Here is a 20,034-nt window from a genome sequence, read left to right on the forward strand (position 1 = left end):
GATGTGCAACACAGCCATCGTGCTTCGGGAGGTGGGTCGTCAACTGTTCAAGCTTTGGACAGCTCTGCCGATCGCCCGGTCAGACGGTAATGTCGAGCGCGCGGATACGGCTGTAGAGCGTCGTTCGACTGATCCCGAGTCGAGCCGCGGCATGCACCTTGTTGCCACCGCTCTCGCTGAGGGCCTCGACGATCGCGTCACGCTCGGCCCGCTCGCGCCCACCGAGCCGCGCGATACGGCCCGGCGCGCGGTAGTCCTCCGGCAGATCCTCGACCCGGACGACGCCACCGTCCGGTCGGTCCGGCAGCCCGGCGAGCACGGCACGCAACTCGACGAGATTCCCGGGCCAGGCGTGCTCGGACAGCGCGGCCAGTGCGCTGGGCCCGAGCCTGAGATCCGCGCGCCCGAGCTGATCCGCGAGTGCCGCGACCAGTCCGTCGAGTTCGCGGATCCGATGCCGGAGCGCGGGGACGCTCACCTGATTTCCGCAGCGCGCGAGCAGATCACGCGCAGCCGGCGGCACGGTGTCCACCGGGTCGCTGGTCATGACGATCCGCGGTCCTGCCGGATTCGCGACGAGGGACGCGATGAGCGCGAGCACCGAGTCGGGCGCCAGATGCACGTGCTCGATCAGCACGTGCGAGGGCGCCTGCCCGACGACCTCGAGCAGCCCGGCGGACCACTCGCGCTCCCCCTGCCCCACGATCTGCGCGGCGTCCAGCACGTCGACCGCGCCGTCGGCGAACTGCCGGGCCGCCCACGTCCGTCCGCTGCCGGGTTCGCCTACGAGCGCGAGCGAGCCCGTACCCGATCGCAATTCGTGCAACCGGCGTCGCAGCCGCGACGTCGCGTCCTGCGGTACGGCGGTGCGGCGCACCGGTGCCCGCGTCCGACCGGCGTCGAGCAGGAAGAGGGCACCGCTGTCCGCTCCGGCGACCCGGTCGATCTGCAGGGCCGTGCTCCCGCCGGCCGACAACGCGAAGTGCAGCCGACGCGATTCCCCGGCCGGGACGTCCGCCGCGAGGGCGCGCAGCGCCGCGTGGTCACTCGGCGCGAGCATCTCGACCGCGGCCTTGTTGGTGAGCATGATGTCCTGCCCCATCGCGGCGACCGCCAGTCCGCGCTGCCGGGCGGCGCGCTGGAACGCGTCGACGACGCGGCGATCCGACTCGCGCGCCCCCTCGAGCAGGCGCGCCTCGATGTCGCCGACCGCGCGGGCGACGAACGGCGCGAAGAGCGGGTTCGCGGTCTTCTCGGTGGCGGTGATGTCGAGGATGCCCTCGATCCGCCGGGTCACCGGATGGACGATCGGTTGTCCGTAACAACTGAACTGGCGGAACGACTCCAGGAAGTGCTCGTGACCGTGGACGACCACGCCCTGCCGCACCTCGAGCGGTGTGCCGAGCGCGTTGGTGCCGTAGTTCTCCTCGCTGAGCACGACGCCGGTCAGCAGACCGACACCCTCCATCGCGCCTCGCAGCGCGTCCGAATCGAACACGCGCGCCACCACACGGCAGTCGCGGTCGACCAGGAGAACCCCGCAGCCCGTCCCCGCCAACTGGACCCCGAGTTCGTCGAGCACCGGGCGGGCTGCCCGCAACAGACGCTCGGACGAGTCCGACGGATCGAACAGGGTCGGCTCGGGCACCCTGGCCGGGTCGATGCCGCTGAGCTGCGAACGCTTCCAGGACAGTTCGATCTCCGGCCGTAGACCGTGCACCACCGACTCCTCCGATCAGCCGCGATCGATCAGTTCGAGCGACAGCTCCCGCATCTCGACCTTGCGGATCTTTCCGGTCACCGTCATCGGGAACTCGTCGACGAGATGCACGTACCGCGGGATCTTGTAGTGCGCGAGGCGCCCCGTGCAGAACTCGCGAACCTTGTCGACGTCGAGCGGCTGCGCGCCCTCCCGCATCCGGATCCACACCATCAGTTCCTCACCGTACTTCGCGTCCGGCACGCCGATCACCTGGGCGTCGAGGATGTCGGGATGCGTGTAGAGGAACTCCTCGATCTCCCGTGGATACACGTTCTCGCCGCCCCGGATCACCATGTCCTTGATCCGGCCGGTGATCGCGACGTAACCGTCGGAGTCCATCACCCCGATGTCACCGGTGTGCATCCAGCGGGCGGAATCGATTGCCTCGGAAGTCTTCTCCGGGTTGTTCCAGTAACCCAGCATCACCGAGTACCCGCGCGTACACAGTTCCCCCGCTTCGCCGCGCGGCACCGTCAGTCCCGTCGCCGGGTCGACGATCTTGACCTCGAGGTGTGGGCCGACACGACCGACCGTGGACACCCGCTGATCGATGGAGTCGTCCCGACGGGTCTGCAGCGACACCGGCGACGTCTCGGTCATGCCGTAGCAGATCGACACCTCCGCCATGCCCATGCGCTCGATGACCTGCTTCATCACCTCGACCGGGCACGGCGATCCGGCCATGATGCCGGTGCGCAGGCTCGACAGGTCGTAGCTGTCGAAGTCGGGGTCGGCCAGTTCGGCGATGAACATCGTGGGCACCCCGTACAACGATGTGCACCGCTCCGCCTGCACCGCCGCCAGAGTCGCGGCCGGCTCGAACGCCGGACCGGGAATCACCATCGCCGCTCCGTGGCTGGTGCACGCGAGGTTGCCCATCACCATGCCGAAGCAATGATAGAAGGGCACCGGTATGCACACCCGGTCGTGCTCGGTGTATCCGCACAGCTCGCCGACGAAGTAGCCGTTGTTGAGGATGTTGTGGTGACTGAGCGTCGCGCCCTTCGGGAATCCGGTTGTCCCCGAGGTGTACTGGATGTTGATGGGATCGTCGGCGGAGAGCGCCCCCTGCGCCCGGTCCAGGGCTGCGCGGTCGGCCTCGAGAGCGGCCCGTCCGTCGTCGAGCAGCCGGTCCCACTGCTCCGACCCCAGCAGCAGCACGTGCTCCAGGGCGGCACGTCCGGGGCGGACCTGCTCGATCATCGCCGCGTAGTCGGACGTCTTGAACGCCGGTGCGGCGATCAGCATCCGGATTCCCGCCTGATCGAGGACGTACTCCAGCTCGTGGGAGCGGTACGCGGGGTTGATGTTGACCAGGATCGCACCGATCTTCGCCGTCGCGTACTGCACCATCGTCCACTCGGCGCAGTTGGGCGCCCAGATGCCGACCCGGTCGCCCTTCGTGATGCCGGTGCCGAGCAATCCCGTCGCGAGCGCGTCGACCTCGCGGGCGAGCTCACGATAGGTCCAGCGGCGGCCCGAGCCTCGATCGATCAACGCGTCCCGGTCGCCGTGCGCCGCGACGGTGCGGTCGAAGTTGTCGCCGATGGTGTCGCCCAGCATGGGCGCATCCCACGTGCCCGAGGCGTAGCTCGGCACCGATTGCGACAGCGAAGTCGTGGTCATCGCGTTCCTCTCCGGGCGCCTTCCCGGCACCCACGGGGAAAGCCCGGCAATGCGGGCTCCCCCAACGTACTCGCTCGAGTGTGATGTAGGACATAGTCGACGGTCGGGGGTGCCGACAACTGTTCAGTGTTCGAACACCCCCGACCGGTCAAACGTTCGGAGAACGAACGTTCAGAGGGCGCGGTCCTTCGTCTCGACCAGCGCCCTGGTGCACACGAAGCTGACGACGCCGAGCACCGCGAGCATCAGGCCGATCGCGAAGCTGCCGAAGGACGAGGCCAGCGGCGCCGCGATCAGCGGCGGGATCGCGCCGCCGAGCACGCCGGCGAGGTTGTAGCCCAGCCCGGCACCGGTGTAGCGGTAGCGCGTGTGGAACATCTCCGGCAGGAGAGCCCCGCACGGTCCGTAGGCCATGCCGAAGATCGCGAGCGTGACGCACATGCCGATCACGAACGCGGCGGCCGAGCCGGTGTCGAGAAGCGGGAAGAGCACGAGCGCCCAGACGACGGCGAGAACGCAGGAGATCATGATGACCCGGCGGCGGCCGATCCGGTCCGAGTAGAGCGCCGACACGACGATCGCCGCGCCGAAGACGACGGCCGAGACGATGCCGACGGCGAGCACGAACGGGCGGCTGAACCCGAGGGTCTTGGTGCCGTAGCTGGTGAGGAACGCGGTGCCCATGTAGAAGAGCGCGAACAGCGTCGCGAGGGCGCCGCCCGAGAGCAGGATCTCCTTGGACTGGAATCGCCATGCGTCGAGGAACGGCAGCGTCCGCGGAGCCGACGTGTCGTCAGACGCCTGCTGGGCGCGGAACACCGGAGTCTCCTCGATGGCGAGACGCATGTACAGCCCGATGCCGACGAGGACGATCGAGAACACGAACGGCACGCGCCAGCCCCAGTCGAGGAACGCCTCGTTGGTGTCGCCGAAGATCGCCCCGGTGAGGATGAACGTGCTGCTCGAGAGCACGAACGCGATTGCCGGGCCCAGTTGGGGGAACATCGCGTACAGGCCGCGCTTGCCCGGTGGGGCGTACTCCGCGGTGAGCAGGGTCGCGCCGGCCCATTCGCCGCCGACCGCGAAGCCCTGACCGAACCGGAGCAGCACGAGGATGATCGGCGCCGCGACCCCGATGGTCTCCGCCCCCGGCAGCAACCCGATGAGGAGCGTCGAGATGCCCATCAGCAGCAGCGTCGAGACGAGGGTCTTCTTACGTCCGATGCGGTCGCCGTAGTGCCCGAACAACATTGCGCCCACGGGCCGGGCGATGAACGCCACCGCGAATGTCGCGAAGGACGCGACGGTGCCCGCGGTGGAACCGAGCGCCGGGAAGAACACCGTCGGAAAGACCAGTGCGGCAGCGGTTCCGTAGATGAAGAAGTCGTAGAACTCGATCGTCGTTCCGATGCAACTCGCGACTGCCACTCTGCGCACTCCGGTGCGCGGGGTGATCGTCGAGTCGACCGATGGCGACACAGTCGTCATGGATCCCTCTTCTCGAGCCGTGCGTGACGCCCCGATTGGCGTCAGCGACTGCGAGGAAAGGTAGTGATCCACGTCACTGACCGGCCACCCCCGAAAGGGGGTGGAGTGAGCTGGGTCACCCGCGCGCGGGGCGCGGTGGGGGCATCCGGGCGAGGACGACGGCGAGCGCCGCCGCCCACGACGCGGCCGCCCACAGCGCGTTCAATCCGAGGAGATTGTGGGCGAACGCCCCGAGAGCGGCTCCGATCACCATCGCCGCCCAGAGCAGGAAGTGCCGGACCCACCCCCACCGCTCGCCGCCCGTCAGCGCGGTGACCAGGCGCTGGCCCATCTTCACGAGAGTTCCCGTCATGTAGGTGAGGCTGATACTCACCTCTCCCTCGCGTTCGAAGGTCGCGTTCTCCGCCCCCATCGCCAGGACCATCAGCGCGATCGCGACGGGCGTGCCCCCCACGAGGTGGGCCGTCGCGGCGAGGGCGAGGAGCACCGCGACGAGGGTGAGAACCGCCTGGCGGTGACTGCGTCCGGCGGTCCTGCCCGTGAAGGATCCGGCCATCACCCCGATCACGAACAGGACGACGATGCCGGCACCGGTGAACGCGGTGCCGACCAGCCCCTCGCCGAGGGAGACCGCCAGCTTGGTCGAGTTACCGCTCATGAAGGAGACGAAGTATCCACCGAGCGTGATGAATCCCATCGCGTCCACGAACCCCGCCAGGGCGGACAGGAAAACCGCGACGACCGCGACGCCACGGGGATAGTGCAGCACCATGGTTGGAACATAGTCCGGTGCCCCGCCCACCGGCCGTCCGGCCGCCGGGCGGGGATCGCGTCAGGCCGCGGCGTCCTCGTCCAGCCCGCAGGCGCCGCGCAGCTCGCGCGCGATCTCACCCCACACCGTGGCGTACGACGCGATCTCCGGGGCGGCGATCCACGCCGCGTCGCCGGCCTGCGCCTTCCGCAGCGCCTCGGCGAACAGGTCCTGGTAGCGCGACAGCCGCGGCACGAACGCGGAGACGTCGTCGAGGACGTCCTGCGCCTTCCGGTCCAGCGCCGCGAGCGCCTCGACGTTCGGGTCGCCCTCGACGAGTTCGCGCAGCGGACCGTCGAGTTCCAGGAAGCGCTCGTGGATCTCGGCGATCGAATCCTCGTCGATCGACACGCGCTCGGCGTCGAGCTGATCGCCGAGCTCGGCCACACCCGCATCGGTCAGCGCGAACGCGCCGTCACCGGTCTCCTCCGCCTTGCCCTGCGCCAGGAGGGCGTCACGTGCCGCCTCCGCGGATGCGAGTGCGACGCCCAGCTGCGCGGCGAGGACGTCGGCCGTCACCTGCCCCTTCAGCCGGATCGTCTGCAGCAGTGCCAGTTCGTCGACGTTGCCCGCGAAGGCCATCGTGTTCTCCTCGTGTGTGCGGTGGTTCCGACAGGAAACCTACCGCCCGAGGATCCGCGCCGGGTCACCCACGGTGGCCCGGCACCGGGCACGCGTCGGCGGCCTCGGCCACCACGAGCGGGGCCGACGCCGGCCCGGGACGCGCGCCGCGTTCCCAGTCGGCACCGAGCAGCGGGACCTCGCCGTCCAGCGCGGCGAGTTCGGCGGCGTCGAACACCCGCCCCCGGCTGAGCAGGCGCACCCCCTCCGGCGCCTCGAGGCTGAACCCCGCACCGCGGCCGGGGACGACGTCGAGGACCAACTGCGTGTGTTTCCACGCGTCGAACTGCGGACCCGAGATCCACAGCGGCACGGCGTCGTCGTCCTGCGGGGCGATCGTGCCGAGCTCGCCCACCCCCAGACTCAGATCGAACACCCCGAGCAGGACGTCCCGATCGCCGACGGTGAACTCTCCCATCGGGAAACACATCGGTGCCGAGCCGTCGCAGCAGCCCCCGGACTGGTGCAGCATCAGCGGGCCGTGGACGTCCGCGAGGTGGCGCAGCAACGACGCCGCCGCGCCCGTGACGACCGCGCGGGGCGGGGCCGCGCTCATGCGAAGTCCAGGACGACGCGGCCGTCGATCATGCCGCGATCGAGTTCGTCGAAAACATCGTTGATGTCCTCGATTCGCCGCGCGTGGACGGTGGGATGGATCGAGCCGCGGGAGTAGAAGTCGAGCGCCTCCACCATGTCCTGCCGGGTGCCGACGATCGATCCGCGCAGCGTCAACCCCTTCAGCACGGTGTCGAAGATCGGGGTGGGGAACTCGCCGGGCGGCAGGCCCGTGAACGTGACGGTTCCACCCCGTCGGACCATGCCGATCGCCTGCGCGAACGCGGCCGGACTGACCGCGGTCACCAATACCGCGTCGGTGCCGCCGGTGGCCTGCCGCACCTTCTCCACCGGATCCTCCTCGAATGCGTTGACGAGCAGTTCCGCGCCGTGGCGGGCCGCAAGCGCGAGCTTCGAGTCGGCGACGTCGACCGCGGCGACGCGCAACCCCATCGCGGTGGCGTACTGCACCGCGACGTGCCCGAGCCCGCCGATCCCGGAAATGGTCACCCACTGGCCCGGGATGAGGGCACTGACCTTGAGCCCCTTGTAGACGGTGATTCCGGCGCACAGGACCGGCGCCACCTCGATCGGATCGGCTCCCTTCGGCACTCGGGCGGCGAACCTGGAGTCGACCAGCATGTACTCGGCGAACGAGCCGTCGACGGTGTATCCACCGTTGATCTGTCTCTCGCACAGCGTCTCCCAGCCCGTGCGGCAGTAGCGACACTCGAGGCACGTCGACCACAGCCACGCATTGCCCACGAGATCGCCCACCGTCAGTTCGGTGACGCCCTCCCCCACCTCGACGACCTCGCCGTAGCCCTCGTGCCCCGGAACGAAGGGCAGCGTCGGCTTGACGGGCCAATCTCCCTTGGCGGCATGCAGGTCCGTATGGCAGACGCCGCTGGACCGTACCTTCACGAGCGCCTGATCGCGTCCCGGCTTCGGGATCGGGACGTCCTCGATCGAGAGGGGCTTGCCGAACTCACGAACTACCGCGGCCTTCATCGTCTCGGCCATGCGAAACCTCCGGACTCGGTCGTTCGATCAGAAGAAGCCCTGTGCGCCGGGCGCGTAGCTGACGAGCAGGTTCTTCGTCTGCTGGTAGTGATCGAGCATCATGTGGTGGTTCTCGCGCCCGATGCCGGACTGCTTGTAGCCGCCGAACGCCGCGTGCGCGGGGTACTGGTGATAGGTGTTGGTCCACACCCGGCCCGCCTGGATGTCGCGTCCGGCCCGGTACGCGACGCCGCCGTCCCGCGACCACACGCCGGCGCCGAGACCGTAGAGGGTGTCGTTCGCGATCGCGATGGCCTCGTCGTAGTCGGCGAAGGACGTCACGGACACTACCGGACCGAAGATCTCCTCCTGGAAGATCCGCATGTCGTTGGTGCCGGTGAAGATCGTCGGCTGAACGAAGTACCCCTCGGACAGGTCGCCGCCGAGCTCGGCGCGCTCGCCGCCCGTGACGACCCGGGCGCCCTCGTTCTTCCCGATCTCGATGTACGACAGGATCTTCTCGAGCTGGTCGTTCGACGCCTGCGCACCGATCATCGTGTCGGTGTCGAGCGGGTCACCCTGCCGAACGGCCTTGGTGCGCACCGCGGCGAGCGCGAGGAAGTCGTCGAAGATATCGCGCTGGATCAGTGCGCGCGACGGGCACGTGCACACCTCGCCCTGGTTCAGCGCGAACATCGTGAAACCCTCGAGTGCCTTGTCCTGGAAGCTGTCGTTCGCGGCGAGCACGTCGGAGAAGAACACGTTGGGACTCTTGCCGCCGAGTTCGAGCGTGACGGGGATGAGGTTCTGCGACGCGTACTGCATGATCAGCCGGCCGGTCGTGGTCTCACCGGTGAACGCGATCTTCTTGATCCGCGGGCTCGACGCGAGCGGCTTGCCGGCCTCGGTACCGAAACCGTTGACGATGTTGACGACACCGGGCGGCAGCAGGTCGCCGATGAGCGAGAACAGATACAGCACCGACGCCGGTGTCTGCTCGGCCGGCTTGAGGACCACGGCGTTACCCGCCGCGAGCGCGGGCGCGAGCTTCCACGTCGCCATGAGGATCGGGAAGTTCCACGGAATGATCTGCCCCACCACGCCGAGCGGCTCGTGGAAGTGATAGGCGACGGTGTCCGCGTCGATCTCCGACAGCGCACCCTCCTGCGCGCGGATGGCGCCGGCGAAGTAGCGGAAGTGGTCGACCGCGAGCGGGATGTCGGCGTTCAGGGTCTCCCGGATCGGCTTGCCGTTGTCCCACGACTCGGCGAGCGCGATCTTCTCGAGGTTGGCCTCGATCCGGTCGGCGATCCTGTTCAGAACGAGCGCTCGCTGCGCGACCGGCGTCTTCCCCCATGCCGGCGCCGCGGCGTGTGCGGCGTCGAGGGCGAGTTCGATGTCCTCGGCGGTCGACCGTGCGACCTCGCAGAACGGCTGGCCCGTGATCGGTGTCGGATTCTCGAAGTACTGCCCCTTCACCGGAGCCACCCACTCGCCGCCGATCCAGTTGTCGTAGCGCGTTTCGAAGGACATCAGGGCATCGGGAGAACCAGGGCGGGCGTACACGCTCATCGAAGACTCCTTACTCGGACGGGGCGAACACCCCGATCGGGGTGTGACACAGGACACTAAGCACGCGAACATTGCGATTACGACGTAGAAGTGGTCACAACTGGGCGACGGCGCCACTTCGGAGCAACAGCACACTTCGCCTCCGCGCGACGGAGGATGTCCGATTTCGTCACGAAACCGGCATCCGACTGGCTAGTGTGCGGACCAGAGGTGGAACACGTTCCACCGGATGATTCGTTGCTCTGGAAGGAATGCCGATGCAGTTCAACCTGGCCGATATCTTCGAGACCGTCGCGGACGCCGTGCCCGACCGCATCGCGCTGACGTACGAAGGCCAGCACCTGTCGTACAAGAGCCTGAACGCGGAAGCGAACAAGGTTGCACACTTCCTGGCCGAGGCCGGGGTGGCACCGGGCGAGCACGTGGCGCTCTTCCTGAAGAACAGCATCGAGCACGTGACGTCGCTCCTGGGGATCCTCAAGATCCGCGCGGTCCCGATCAACGTGAACTACCGGTACACCCCGTCCGAGCTCGAGTACATCTTCACCAACTCGGACTCGGTCGCGGTGGTCGTCGAACTTCCCGAGCACCAGCGCACCCTCGCCGGCCTCCTCGACAACTGCCCGTTGGTCCGGACGGTGATCGTCGTCGGCGAACCCGAGCAGGAGCTGCTCACCGCGGCCGAGGCACGGTCCGTGACGGTGCTGCCGTTCAGTGACTCGCAGGCGCACTCGGACGCCACCGACTTCCCCGCCCGGTCTGGTGACGACCTGTACGTCCTCTACACGGGCGGCACCACCGGCTATCCGAAGGGCGTCATGTGGCGCCACGACGACTTCTTCCACAAGCCGCTGTCGGGCGGCAACCCCTACGGCGCGGAAGCCCGCAAGGATCTCGCGGAGATCGCGGCCGCCGCCAAGGAGTTCCCCGACATGACGTTCCTGATCGCGGCGCCGCTCATGCACGGCGCCGCGTCGTACTCGCTGTTCACCTTCTTCACCCTCGGGGCCCGCCTCGTGGTGATGCGCGACTTCGATCCCGTCAAGGTCGTCGAAGGCATCGAGAAGGAGAAGCTGCAGGTGATCCTGATCGTCGGTGACGGCATGGGGCTGCCGCTGGTCGACGAGATGGAACGCCGCAAGGGCGAGGTCGACCTCAGCTCGCTGTTCTCGATCACCTCGGGCGGCGCGATCTGGTCACTGAGCGTGCGCGAGCGGATGCTGGCCGTCAAACCGGAACTGTTGCTGCGCGACAACTTCGGTGCGTCGGAGTCCGGCAACGACGGCGCGTTCACGATCGACGACAACGGCAACCTGCGCATGCCCCCCTCCCCCAACCTGATCCTGGTGAACGAACGTCTCGAGCAGATTCCCGCGGGCTCCGACGAGATCGGGTACATCGCGCGCATCGGCAACGTTCCCCTCGGTTACTACAAGGACGAGGAGAAGACCGCCCGCACCTTCCCCACCCGCGCCGACGGCACCCGCATCTCGGTGCTCGGCGACATGGGCACGATCGAGGCGGACGGCACCATCGTCTTCCTCGGCCGCGGTTCGCAGTGCATCAACACCGGCGGCGAGAAGGTCTTCGCGGAGGAGGTCGAGGCGGCACTGCACGCACATCCGTCGATCTCCGACGCCCTCGTCGTACCGGTGCCGGACGAGCGGATGGGGCAGCGCGTCGCCGCCGTCGTCGCGGTGTACCCCGGCTCCGACGAGCTGACCCTCGACGCCGTCCAGGACCACTGCCGCAAGACACTCGCGGGCTACAAGGTGCCGCGCGCGTTCGTTGTCGTCGACGAGGTCAAGCGCACACCGGCCGGCAAGGCCGACTACCGCTGGGCCACCGACGTCGCCGCATCGGACGCCGTCTCGAGCTGATTCACAGGAGGGTGCTCGCACGCTCCGCCACCATCACGGCGGTGGCGTGCGGGCCCCGGCCCGGGATCGCGGGGAAGATCGACGTGTCGACGATGAACAGTCCGTCGACACCGTGGACGCGGCACTCCTCGTCCACCACCGACGTCGCCGGGTCGGCCCCCATCCGGCAACTGCCCGACAGGTGCAACGACGTGCCGAGGTGATCCGACAACCACTCGTCCGACGTGTCGACGTCGTCGGGATCGACGAGGGCACGCATCGCACCGGTGCGCATCAGGTCGGCGGCATGGAGCACCGCGGCCCGCAGCGCGTCCCGATCCGCCGCCGACTCGAGGTAGCGGTACGACACCGAGGGCGGGGCGCCCGGATCGGCCGAGACCAGTCTGATCTCACCGCGGCTGTGCGGCTTCATCAGCACCACACCCAGGCACGGCCGACCGATCCCGGATCCGGGTATGAGGTCACCGAACGACGCTGTGTACGGGCGCATTTCGATGCCGTCGGCGTTGAGGGTCACCTGCAGGGCAGGCACACTCGTGGTCCTGGGCACCGGCACCCGGTAGCTGTACGGCAGCACCACCTCGGGATGGTCACTGAAACCGGACCCCACCGCCGGCAGGTCCGCGACCACCTCGATGCCGAGATCTCGGAGGTGTCGGGCGTCGCCGACCCCGGACAGCATCAGCAGGTGCGGGGTCGCCACTGCGCCGGCAGTGAGGACGACCGTCGACGCACGGATGGTGTGCAGCCCCTCTTCCGTCGCGATCTCGAGGCCGGCCACGCGGGTGCCGTCGAACAGCACCTTGGTGACCGTTGCGCCGGAGCGCACCGTGAGGTTGGGGCGCCCCAGGTTCGGCAGGAGGTAGGCCGACGCCGGACCCACCCTCACGCCGTCCCGGATGTTGAGCGGCACCGGGCCGACGCCGTGCGAACCGGGCGCATTCTTGTCCGGATCCTCGGCGTGCCCCGCGTCGCGGGCAACGTCCACGAAGGCGCTGCTCACCGGGTGCCAGCGATCACGAGGTTCCCGATGCACCGGGATCGGCCCGTCCGAGCCGTGCCACGGTCCGGTGAAGTCCGCGTCGGATTCGATGCGTTTGTAGTACGGCAGCACCTCGTCGAAGGACCACGACCGCGGCCAGTGATCGAAGTCGTCCGTCTGCGCGCGCACGAAGTACCCACCGTTGACGGCCCCCGAACCACCGAGGACCCGGCCGCGAGCGATCCACCCGGACCGTTCGCTGGTGAGGTTCACCTGGTACGGCCACACCCAACGACTGTCGGGCCCCACCGGCAGCACCCCGGCGTCGACGAGCTCGGGGGGATATTCCGAGGGAATCCGATGTCCGGGAGCGGATTCGACGAGCAGCACCCGACGGCTCGGATCCTCACTGAGCCGTCCGGCGAGAACGCTGCCGCACGAGCCGCCGCCGATGACGACGACATCGGCGGACTCGGACGGATGCGGCTGGTCCCGACTCACCGTCAGCTGCCGATACGGGGAGCGAGTGCTCGCAGGTCCCGGGCACGAACCGCGCCCTGCCACAGGCCCGCGCCGTACGCGACGTCGTCGAGTCGCTTGAATGCCGTGTGCCGCAGCGGGTCCAAACCACCCGGCTCACGATGCTTCACCCAGTCGACGACGCCCTCGGCGACGGCCACCGCCACGGCCAGGCGCCGAATGCGCGGCGAACACAGAACCGCCAGGAACGTCACCGGCCAGTAGTGACGGCACATCGCGGACGCGAGTTGCCATGCGCCACCGGCAAAGCCGCGAGCTGCGAGGATCGCTGCGATCCGTGTCGGCTGGTCGAGCTCACGAAACGTGCGCCGCAGTCGCGTCGCAGTCACGAGCAGGGTCGCGAGGCTGCCGAGCAGGCCGATACGCGTTCCCGTCGCCGCCGCGAGCACGGCGAACAGCGTCCATTTCGACATCGCCAGCGGCGGGACCATGCCGTCGTGCCGTGACGCCAGCGGGGCCGCACCGGTGCCGTAGAAGAGCTTGCGGGAAAACCACTTCCGGAAGGTGACGCGGTGGTCGTGCGCTACCTGAGACACCGGTTCGTACCGCAATCGCCAACCCGACTCCTGCAGACGCCAGCACAGATCGACGTCCTCCGCGACGTGCATGGTCTCGTCGAATCCACCGGCCTCCACCAGGACGTCGCGGCGCACGAGCATCGCGGCGCTCGGCACGTACGCCACCGGGCTGCCGGAGCGGACCGCGGCCTCCTTGCGGCCCAGGTCCAGTGAAGAGCGCGTGTGCTCGTACCGGGCGAGCATCGAACCCTCGGGTTCGAGGGCCACGATGCGCGGCGCCACCAGTGCCACCGCGGGGTCGCTGAAATGCCCGAGCATCAGTTCGAGCCACCCGGTCTTCGGTACGACGTCCGAGTCCAGGAAGGCGACGAAAGGTGTTTGCGCCGCATGCAGTCCCGTGTTGCGGGCAGCGGCCGGGCCGCGCGAGGCGTCGTGCCGCAGCAGCGTCACGTGGGCGGTGCACCCGGACAGATCCGGAAGCTCGAGGGGCGTGGCGGAACCGTCGTCGACGACGATGACGTTCAACCCCCGCAGCGCCGGCACCAGGCGCGCGATGCCGTCGACGTTGTCGCGGATCGGCACGACGACCGTCACGTCACTCGGCGACGGCGTACTCATGGGGCGCGGGTTCCCGACGCCCGAGTCCAGCAGGCGACGCGCCACCACAGCGGTCTGCGAGTCCACGACCTCGAGGTAGCCGTCGCCGATCATCTCGGCCGCCGCCGGTGCCAGCTTGAGCATCCGCATCGGTGACCCGCCGATCAGTACCCGGCCTCCCGAATAGGCGCGTACCTGGGGATCGAGGCGGACCCCGAACCCGTCGGGGAGTCGAGCATTGCGCATCAGACGATGTTAAGGGGCGGTGCAGTCACGAGCAGAACTTGCCGCGAAAAACCAGGACAAACCGCCACACCAGTCACACCAGCCTCCCGTCGGGCCGTGGCGCCCAGTTCTCGATCGCCTTTCCGGCCCGGCGAACGAGGTCTGCGAACAGTCGTTCCCCCTCCTCTGCGGTGGCCCCGGTGGGATCGCCGAGGATGCCGTTGGGGGTCGCCGCGAGCATGCCACCCGACCGCAGTTGCGGCATGAGGTCCGCGATGGGCGCGGTGTTGCCGGGCTCGGCGCGGTCCATCGCCACGTCAGCGGGTGAAAGATGCAGCAGCAGGGATGTTTCGGTGCGTCCGGCGTGCGCGTCGGCACCCGGTACCGCGCACGGCAACCAGGCCGCGTCGCGGCCCTCGTAGCGAAGGAGTTCGACGGCCTTCACCAACGCCGGGCCGTTCCCGCCGTGGCCGTTGACGAACACGACACGCCGGGCCCACCGACACGCCGAGCGGCCGCACTCGACGAGCAGCGCCTCGAGCGCCTCGGTGCCGATCGAGATCGTCCCGGCGAAGCCCTCGTGCTCGCCACTCGCCCCGTACGTGATGGCAGGCGCCTTCACGACGCCGGTGAGCGCGCCGGCGACAGCGCCGGTGAGAGCGGTCGCGATGCGCGTGTCGGTGTCCAGCGGCAGGTGCGGGCCGTGCTGCTCGAACGATCCGACCGGGACCGCGACGGTGAGGTCGTCGCGCGGCACATCGGGCCACGGGGTGCGGGCGAGGTCCATCGGTCGATGGTAGAGCGGCCTCCCGCCGCTCACGGGCCCTGCACCTCGACGACCTCGCCGGCAAATGTCGCCGTCACGTTCCCCTTGGCGACGTCGGCGTCCACGACGTAGACCGTGACCTGCGGCTCGGCGACACCCGACGGCGAGCGAAGGGCGCGGATGGCGACCCGATCGACGTGGCCGCTGGGCAGACCCACGAGGCCGGTAGCGCGCCCGACCAGATCGGCGATGGACTCGCTGTCGAGTAGCGCGAGGTCGACCGTATCTTGGTCCTCGTCCCGCATCGTGGGCGGCGTCCACGGCTCGAATCCGGCAGCGCCCGTGAACATCCACCGCTGCATCCGGGTCGGCTGCCGGGGGATCATCTTCGCAACCACCGCGTCATCGCGGTACAGATCGACATCGTCGGCGACCAAATTGCCGAACTTCGACTCGAAGCGGCGCACGAACTCGCGCATGCCGTCGGCGGTGAACAGAGCGATCGACTCGGCCGAGTGGTCGTCGGCGCTCGATTCGGAGGAGGCGGCAGGGCCATTGGAGCCCCCGGCGGACATCACCTGGACCAGGCCGACCACGATCAACGCCACGACGACCACCGCAGCGAGGACCACAAGGAGGTGGCGCGACCGCGGCGAGCCGGAGTCGGATTCAGTCTCGGACTCACCGCCGGTCCCGTCACCGACAAGATGATCGGGTACCTGCAAGTCCTTGGTCAGCGCCCGAAGCGCGCCGAGCGTCGTCGCGCGCATCGCTGCCGCAGTACGGGACTCGTGCTCTTCGACACCCAGCTGACCGTCCGCATATGCGGCGTCGAGCAGGCTGCACGTCTGCGCGCGATCGACGTCGCGCGCCCGGGTCTTGTCAGATCGAGGGTCCGGCACGCCCAGACCCTACTGCGTGGCGTACTCGATACCCATTGACTCGAACATATATTCGAACTACGCTCGGGTCATGAATCCGGGGGGACTCAACAATTCGGGCATCGCAGTCGCTTCGCTGCGGCCTGGCGACGTGGGATCGCTCGCCGAAGCGGCCCTTGTGCAGGGCATGGCCGACGTGTGCCGTGAGATCGAACGGCTCCAAGCGTTGCGGGTAGCGATGGCCGCCGAAGTCGATGCGCGCGCAGTCTCGTTCGACACCCTCGGATTTCGTAGCGTCAAGCAGTGGCTGGCTGCGAACTCACTGTTGGAAGTGCCGGCCGCGGCACGGATCCTCGCATTGGGCAGGATGCTCGCCCGGCAGCCCGAGATCGCCGACGCCTTCAATGCCGGCGATGTATCGGCCGAGCACGCGGCGTTGATCGGGAAGTTCTGCGAGACCCCGCCGCGCGGCATGCCGAACGAAGCGTTGGATTCGTGCCGGAAAGTGTTGCTGGACAGCGCCACCGGACCCACCGCCACCACCACGACGGTCCGCACCTGCATCTCGCGGTTGGAGCGGATCTTCGAATCCGACGAACTCCCACCCAGCGAAGACACCGAGCGCAACGAGTTCCACGCCTCGAAAACTCTGAACGGACGGGTCTCGGTCAAGGGTGACCTCGACGCCGTCACCGGCGAAATGCTCCTGACGGCACTCTCGGCGTTGACCAAACCGAGGAATCTTCTCGACGACCCCGCCGAGAAACGCCCCCCGGCACGGCAGCGCGCGGACGCGTTCGCCGAAATCCTGCGCCGCTACCTCGACTCCGGCGACGCCCCGATCGAGGGCGGCGAGCGACCCCACCTGTCACTACACGTGAACGCCGCCGATCTCGCCCGCAGCAAGTCGGCTCACGAGTGGGTGAATCCAGACGGCGGGTCGGACCTGTTCGGCGACAAAGACATCGCACGCCTGCCCCACACCGGGCCGCTGTCCATCGCGACCGCACGCCGGATCGCGTGCGACTGTCACCTCACCCCCATCGTCATGGACGACGGCGTCCCCCTGAATCTCGGCCGCAGCAGCCGGACGGTGTCGAAGAAACAGCGTCGAGCGTTGATCGCCCGCGATCACGGCTGCGCTTTTCCCGGCTGCGGCACACCACCCGCCCACTGCGAAGGCCACCACATCAAGCACTGGGCCGACGGCGGCCCCACCGACCTCGACAACCTCGTCCTACTCTGCAGCTACCACCACCAACTCCTCCACCACAGTCACTGGGACGTGAGAATCGGCGCCGACCGGCACCCGTGGTTCACACCACCCAGCACCGTCGACCCCTACAAGAAACCCATCCCAGCCAATAGGCGGGCAGGACCACACGCAGCGTAGGACACTGTGTCGGGGGCGTCGTCGTTGCTACAGCGACACCGCCACCCGATGCCCCTCGATCACCGCGGCATGCGAGCGGCGCGGCGTCACGGCGTCACCGATCCGATACACCTCGAACGGAGTGGAGCCACTGTGTGTCAGTACTTTCCACAACTCGTCACAGGGTTCCTGGTGACTCGCGCACACCAGCCAGTCGAACGCCTCGGTCAGAGTGACACCGGAGAGGTGGTTGTCCAGGGTGACCCGCAGACGGCCCGCCGCATCGGCGACACCGCTCACCGCCACATCGGTCCACTGCTCGATGCCTGCACGGTGCGCTCGCTGCTGCCATCGCTCCATGTCGAGTGTGACACCCAGGTCCTGGCCGACGATCATTCCCGGCGTACAGATGGTCACGGCACAACCGCGAGCAGCCAACGTCTCCGCCACGGACGGCCCCTGATGGAAACCCAGCTCGTCCACCACGAGAACTCGCCCGGCCGGGGTCACACTTTCGTCCAGCACGCCCCGGGCATGGACCACACGAGCGCACTCCCCCGCCCACCACGGGCGAACCGGACGCGCCCCCGTCGCGACCACCACCACGTCCGGGGCCAGCGCCCGCAACTGCTCCGCGCTCATCTCGACACCGGTCTCGATCCGCACCCCGCGACGCACGCATTCACCCTCGAGATTCCGTACGAGATCACCCAGCTCGCCGCGCCCCGCTGCAGACGACGCGACCCGGATCTGACCACCCACGACAGGCGAGCGTTCGAACAGTGTCACCCGATGCCCGCGCTCAGCCGCGGTCGCCGCCGCCGACAGCCCCGCCGGCCCGCCCCCGACCACCGCCACCCGTCTGCCGGTCACCCGCGGATCGGGCAGCGGAACCGATTCCTTTCCGGCACGGGGATTCTCGACGCAACCGAGCCAACGACCCAGCCCCATGCGTCCCACACACTCCTGATTGCACGACAGGCAGGTGCGGATCTCGTCCGCGGCGCCGCGCAGCGCCTTCGTCGCGAAATCGGGGTCGGCGATCTGCCCGCGAGTGATACCGACGAGATCGCACCGCCCGTCGGTGAGCGCGCGTTCGGCCTCGGCCGGTTCTTTCAGCCGGCCCACGCCGATCACCGGCAGCGCCACCGCTGCCCGAATCGCCTCCGAGATGTGCAGCGCGTAGCCGCGGGGAGTCGCCATGGACGGCTCCACCAGGTGCAGCGTCTCGGTCGCCACGCCCATCGTGGTGTTGATGTAGTCGACGGCCCCCGAGGCCTCCACGATCCGGGCCACCGCGACGGCCTCGTCGAGCACTGTCCCGCCGGGCACCTGCTCGTCGCCCGAAAGACGCACACCGAGCACCAGATTCGGACCGATCGCGGCTCGGACGGCGGCAATCACCTCGACGAGGAACCGGGCGCGGTTCTCGAGGGATCCGCCGTAACGATCGCTCCGCCGGTTCGTGGCCGAGGACAGGAACCCCCGGATGAGCGACGACTGCGAGCCCTGCAGTTCGACGCCGTCGAATCCGCCGTCGCGGCAACGGCCGGCGACGACGGCGTAGGCGGCCACCAGCTCCGCGATCTCCGCCGCGTCGACCGCCTTGGGCACCTCCCGGAACAAGGGATCCGGAACGGGGCTCGGCGCCCACAGCGGTCGGCGCGAATACATGCCCGACCCCTGCCCGCCGTTGTGGTTGAGCTGCGCGAGGATCACCGCGCCGTGACCGTGCACAGCGTCGGTGATCGCCCGGTACCCGTCCACCGCCTCCGGGCGATAGCCGTGAATCACTTTCTCGTACGGCCAGTCCGACGGATGGACACACTGTTCCTCGGTGATGATCATCCCCGCTCCGCCGGCGGCACGGGCCGCGTAGTACGCGGCGTGCTGTTCGGTGGGCAGACCCCCGTGCGCGTAGTTCGTCAGGTGCGCGGTGAACACGACCCGATTACGCAGGGTCCGCCCGCCGAGGCGAAGCGGGGACGACAACCGTGGATACAGCATGGATCGGTCGCGTCAGACCTTCGTGTTGCCCTGGTCCAGTGCGACCTGGCTGGCCGTCACCGTCTTGGCGCCGTCACCGGCCAGCCACAGCACCGCATCCGAGATGTCGTCGGGATCGGCGATGGGCTTCTCGGTGAGGATCGGCGCGAAGTTCGGGCCGTAGTGCGGGTACTGCTGGAGGATGACGAGGCTGCCCGGGTCGGTGCCCATGTGCGTGTTGACGCCGTACGGATGGATCGAGTTGACGCGGATCTTGTACTCGCCGAGTTCCTTCGCCGCGGCCTGCGTGAGACCGACGAGACCGAACTTCGACGCCGCGTAGTGCGCCTGGCCGGGCAGCGCCTTGATGCCGGCAACCGAACTGACGACGATGATCGAGCCACCGTTGCCGGCCTCGATCATGGCCGGCACTGCGGCCTTGAGGGTCTTGAAGGCGCCGGTGAGGTTGATGTCGATCAGCGTCTCCCACTGGTCGTCGGACATCTCCCAGAAGCGATTCCAGTTGCAGATACCGGCATTGGCGATCACGATGTCGAGCCGGCCGAACTGTTCCACACCCGCGTCGACGACGGCCTTCAGCGCCGCGCTGTCGCGGACGTCCGCCTCGCGGGCGTAGATCTTGGCGCCCTCGGCCTCGACGAGTCGAACGGTCTCCGCGAAGTCGTCGGCCGTCGCGGCGTCGTAGGTGTTGTGGTCGGTGACGCTCTTGCAGACGTCCACCGCGATGATCGCCGCGCCCTCGCGCGCCAACCGCACCGCGTGCGTGCGTCCCTGCCCACGCGCCGCGCCCGTGATGAAGGCGACCTTGCCGTCGAACTGTCCCACCGTG

16 protein-coding genes are annotated in these 20,034 nt (G+C 68.6%); 2 read left to right on the top strand and 14 right to left on the bottom strand.

All coding sequences use genetic code 11. The annotated features are described in order from the left end of the window. Positions 1–79: 79 nt before the first annotated feature. The 8 genes from C7H75_RS18795 to exaC form a co-directional block, all read right to left on the bottom strand. The gene (locus tag C7H75_RS18795) at positions 80–1,720 is read right to left on the bottom strand and encodes a sigma-54-dependent Fis family transcriptional regulator (RefSeq protein ID WP_005518332.1); all 1,641 of its coding nucleotides are present in this window, start codon (positions 1,718–1,720) and stop codon (positions 80–82) included. A gap of 15 nt (positions 1,721–1,735) precedes the next feature. Then, positions 1,736–3,388: an AMP-binding protein gene (locus C7H75_RS18800; RefSeq protein WP_106851687.1), complete on the bottom strand. Its 1,653-nt coding sequence runs from the start codon at positions 3,386–3,388 to the stop codon at positions 1,736–1,738. A 171-nt stretch (positions 3,389–3,559) separates the two neighbouring features. Beyond that, positions 3,560–4,876, bottom strand: a complete 1,317-nt coding sequence (locus C7H75_RS18805; RefSeq protein ID WP_064058339.1) for an MFS transporter — start codon at positions 4,874–4,876, stop codon at positions 3,560–3,562. Between the two features lie 115 nt (positions 4,877–4,991). After that, positions 4,992–5,648, bottom strand: a complete 657-nt coding sequence (locus C7H75_RS18810; RefSeq protein WP_106851688.1) for a YoaK family protein — start codon at positions 5,646–5,648, stop codon at positions 4,992–4,994. Positions 5,649–5,708: 60 nt separating this feature from the next. Then, entirely contained in the window at positions 5,709–6,269 is a 561-nt protein-coding gene (locus C7H75_RS18815) for a hypothetical protein (protein ID WP_022597385.1), read from the bottom strand. 64 nt (positions 6,270–6,333) lie between these two features. Continuing rightward, the gene (locus C7H75_RS18820) at positions 6,334–6,864 is read right to left on the bottom strand and encodes a DUF779 domain-containing protein (RefSeq protein WP_064078578.1); all 531 of its coding nucleotides are present in this window, start codon (positions 6,862–6,864) and stop codon (positions 6,334–6,336) included. Beyond that, on the bottom strand, positions 6,861–7,886 hold the full coding sequence (gene adhP / locus C7H75_RS18825) for an alcohol dehydrogenase AdhP (protein ID WP_005518325.1): 1,026 nt from the start codon (positions 7,884–7,886) through the stop codon (positions 6,861–6,863). The genes C7H75_RS18820 and adhP overlap by 4 nt, the downstream gene beginning before the upstream one ends. 27 nt (positions 7,887–7,913) lie before the next feature. After that, entirely contained in the window at positions 7,914–9,437 is a 1,524-nt protein-coding gene (gene exaC, locus C7H75_RS18830) for an acetaldehyde dehydrogenase ExaC (RefSeq protein ID WP_005518324.1), read from the bottom strand. 257 nt (positions 9,438–9,694) lie between these two features. On the opposite strand from exaC, the gene C7H75_RS18835 reads away from it, so the two are divergent. Then, positions 9,695–11,317, top strand: coding sequence for an acyl-CoA synthetase (locus C7H75_RS18835; protein WP_037086075.1), 1,623 nt, complete (start codon positions 9,695–9,697; stop codon positions 11,315–11,317). Position 11,318: 1 nt separating this feature from the next. Here the strand turns inward: C7H75_RS18835 and mftG are convergent, their stop codons facing one another. From mftG to C7H75_RS18855, 4 genes are all read right to left on the bottom strand, one after another. Then, positions 11,319–12,800 carry a mycofactocin dehydrogenase MftG gene (gene mftG, locus C7H75_RS18840; RefSeq protein ID WP_084847536.1) on the bottom strand — a complete coding sequence of 494 codons (1,482 nt, stop codon included), beginning with the start codon at positions 12,798–12,800 and terminating at the stop codon, positions 11,319–11,321. 2 nt (positions 12,801–12,802) lie between these two features. Then, a complete protein-coding gene (gene mftF / locus C7H75_RS18845; RefSeq protein WP_005518319.1) occupies positions 12,803–14,200 on the bottom strand; it encodes a mycofactocin biosynthesis glycosyltransferase MftF in 1,398 nt (465 codons plus the stop codon). A gap of 73 nt (positions 14,201–14,273) precedes the next feature. Beyond that, a complete protein-coding gene (gene mftE / locus C7H75_RS18850; protein ID WP_084847537.1) occupies positions 14,274–14,966 on the bottom strand; it encodes a mycofactocin biosynthesis peptidyl-dipeptidase MftE in 693 nt (230 codons plus the stop codon). Between the two features lie 29 nt (positions 14,967–14,995). After that, positions 14,996–15,847 carry a DUF1707 SHOCT-like domain-containing protein gene (locus C7H75_RS18855; RefSeq protein ID WP_084847538.1) on the bottom strand — a complete coding sequence of 284 codons (852 nt, stop codon included), beginning with the start codon at positions 15,845–15,847 and terminating at the stop codon, positions 14,996–14,998. Positions 15,848–15,917: 70 nt separating this feature from the next. Between C7H75_RS18855 and C7H75_RS18860 the strand changes: the two genes are divergently transcribed. Beyond that, the gene (locus C7H75_RS18860) at positions 15,918–17,219 is read left to right on the top strand and encodes an HNH endonuclease signature motif containing protein (RefSeq protein WP_106851689.1); all 1,302 of its coding nucleotides are present in this window, start codon (positions 15,918–15,920) and stop codon (positions 17,217–17,219) included. Between the two features lie 27 nt (positions 17,220–17,246). On the opposite strand, the gene C7H75_RS18865 is transcribed toward C7H75_RS18860, so the two are convergent. Then, complete coding sequence (locus C7H75_RS18865; RefSeq protein ID WP_084847540.1) at positions 17,247–19,205, bottom strand: mycofactocin system FadH/OYE family oxidoreductase 2; 1,959 nt, start codon at positions 19,203–19,205, stop codon at positions 17,247–17,249. A gap of 12 nt (positions 19,206–19,217) precedes the next feature. After that, positions 19,218–20,030, bottom strand: a complete 813-nt coding sequence (locus C7H75_RS18870) for a mycofactocin-coupled SDR family oxidoreductase (protein WP_005518310.1) — start codon at positions 20,028–20,030, stop codon at positions 19,218–19,220. Positions 20,031–20,034: the final 4 nt, after the last annotated feature.

Source organism: Rhodococcus (subgen. Prescottella) equi (genome assembly GCF_003013675.1).
Taxonomy (GTDB): Bacteria; Actinomycetota; Actinomycetes; order Mycobacteriales; family Mycobacteriaceae; genus Prescottella; species Prescottella equi.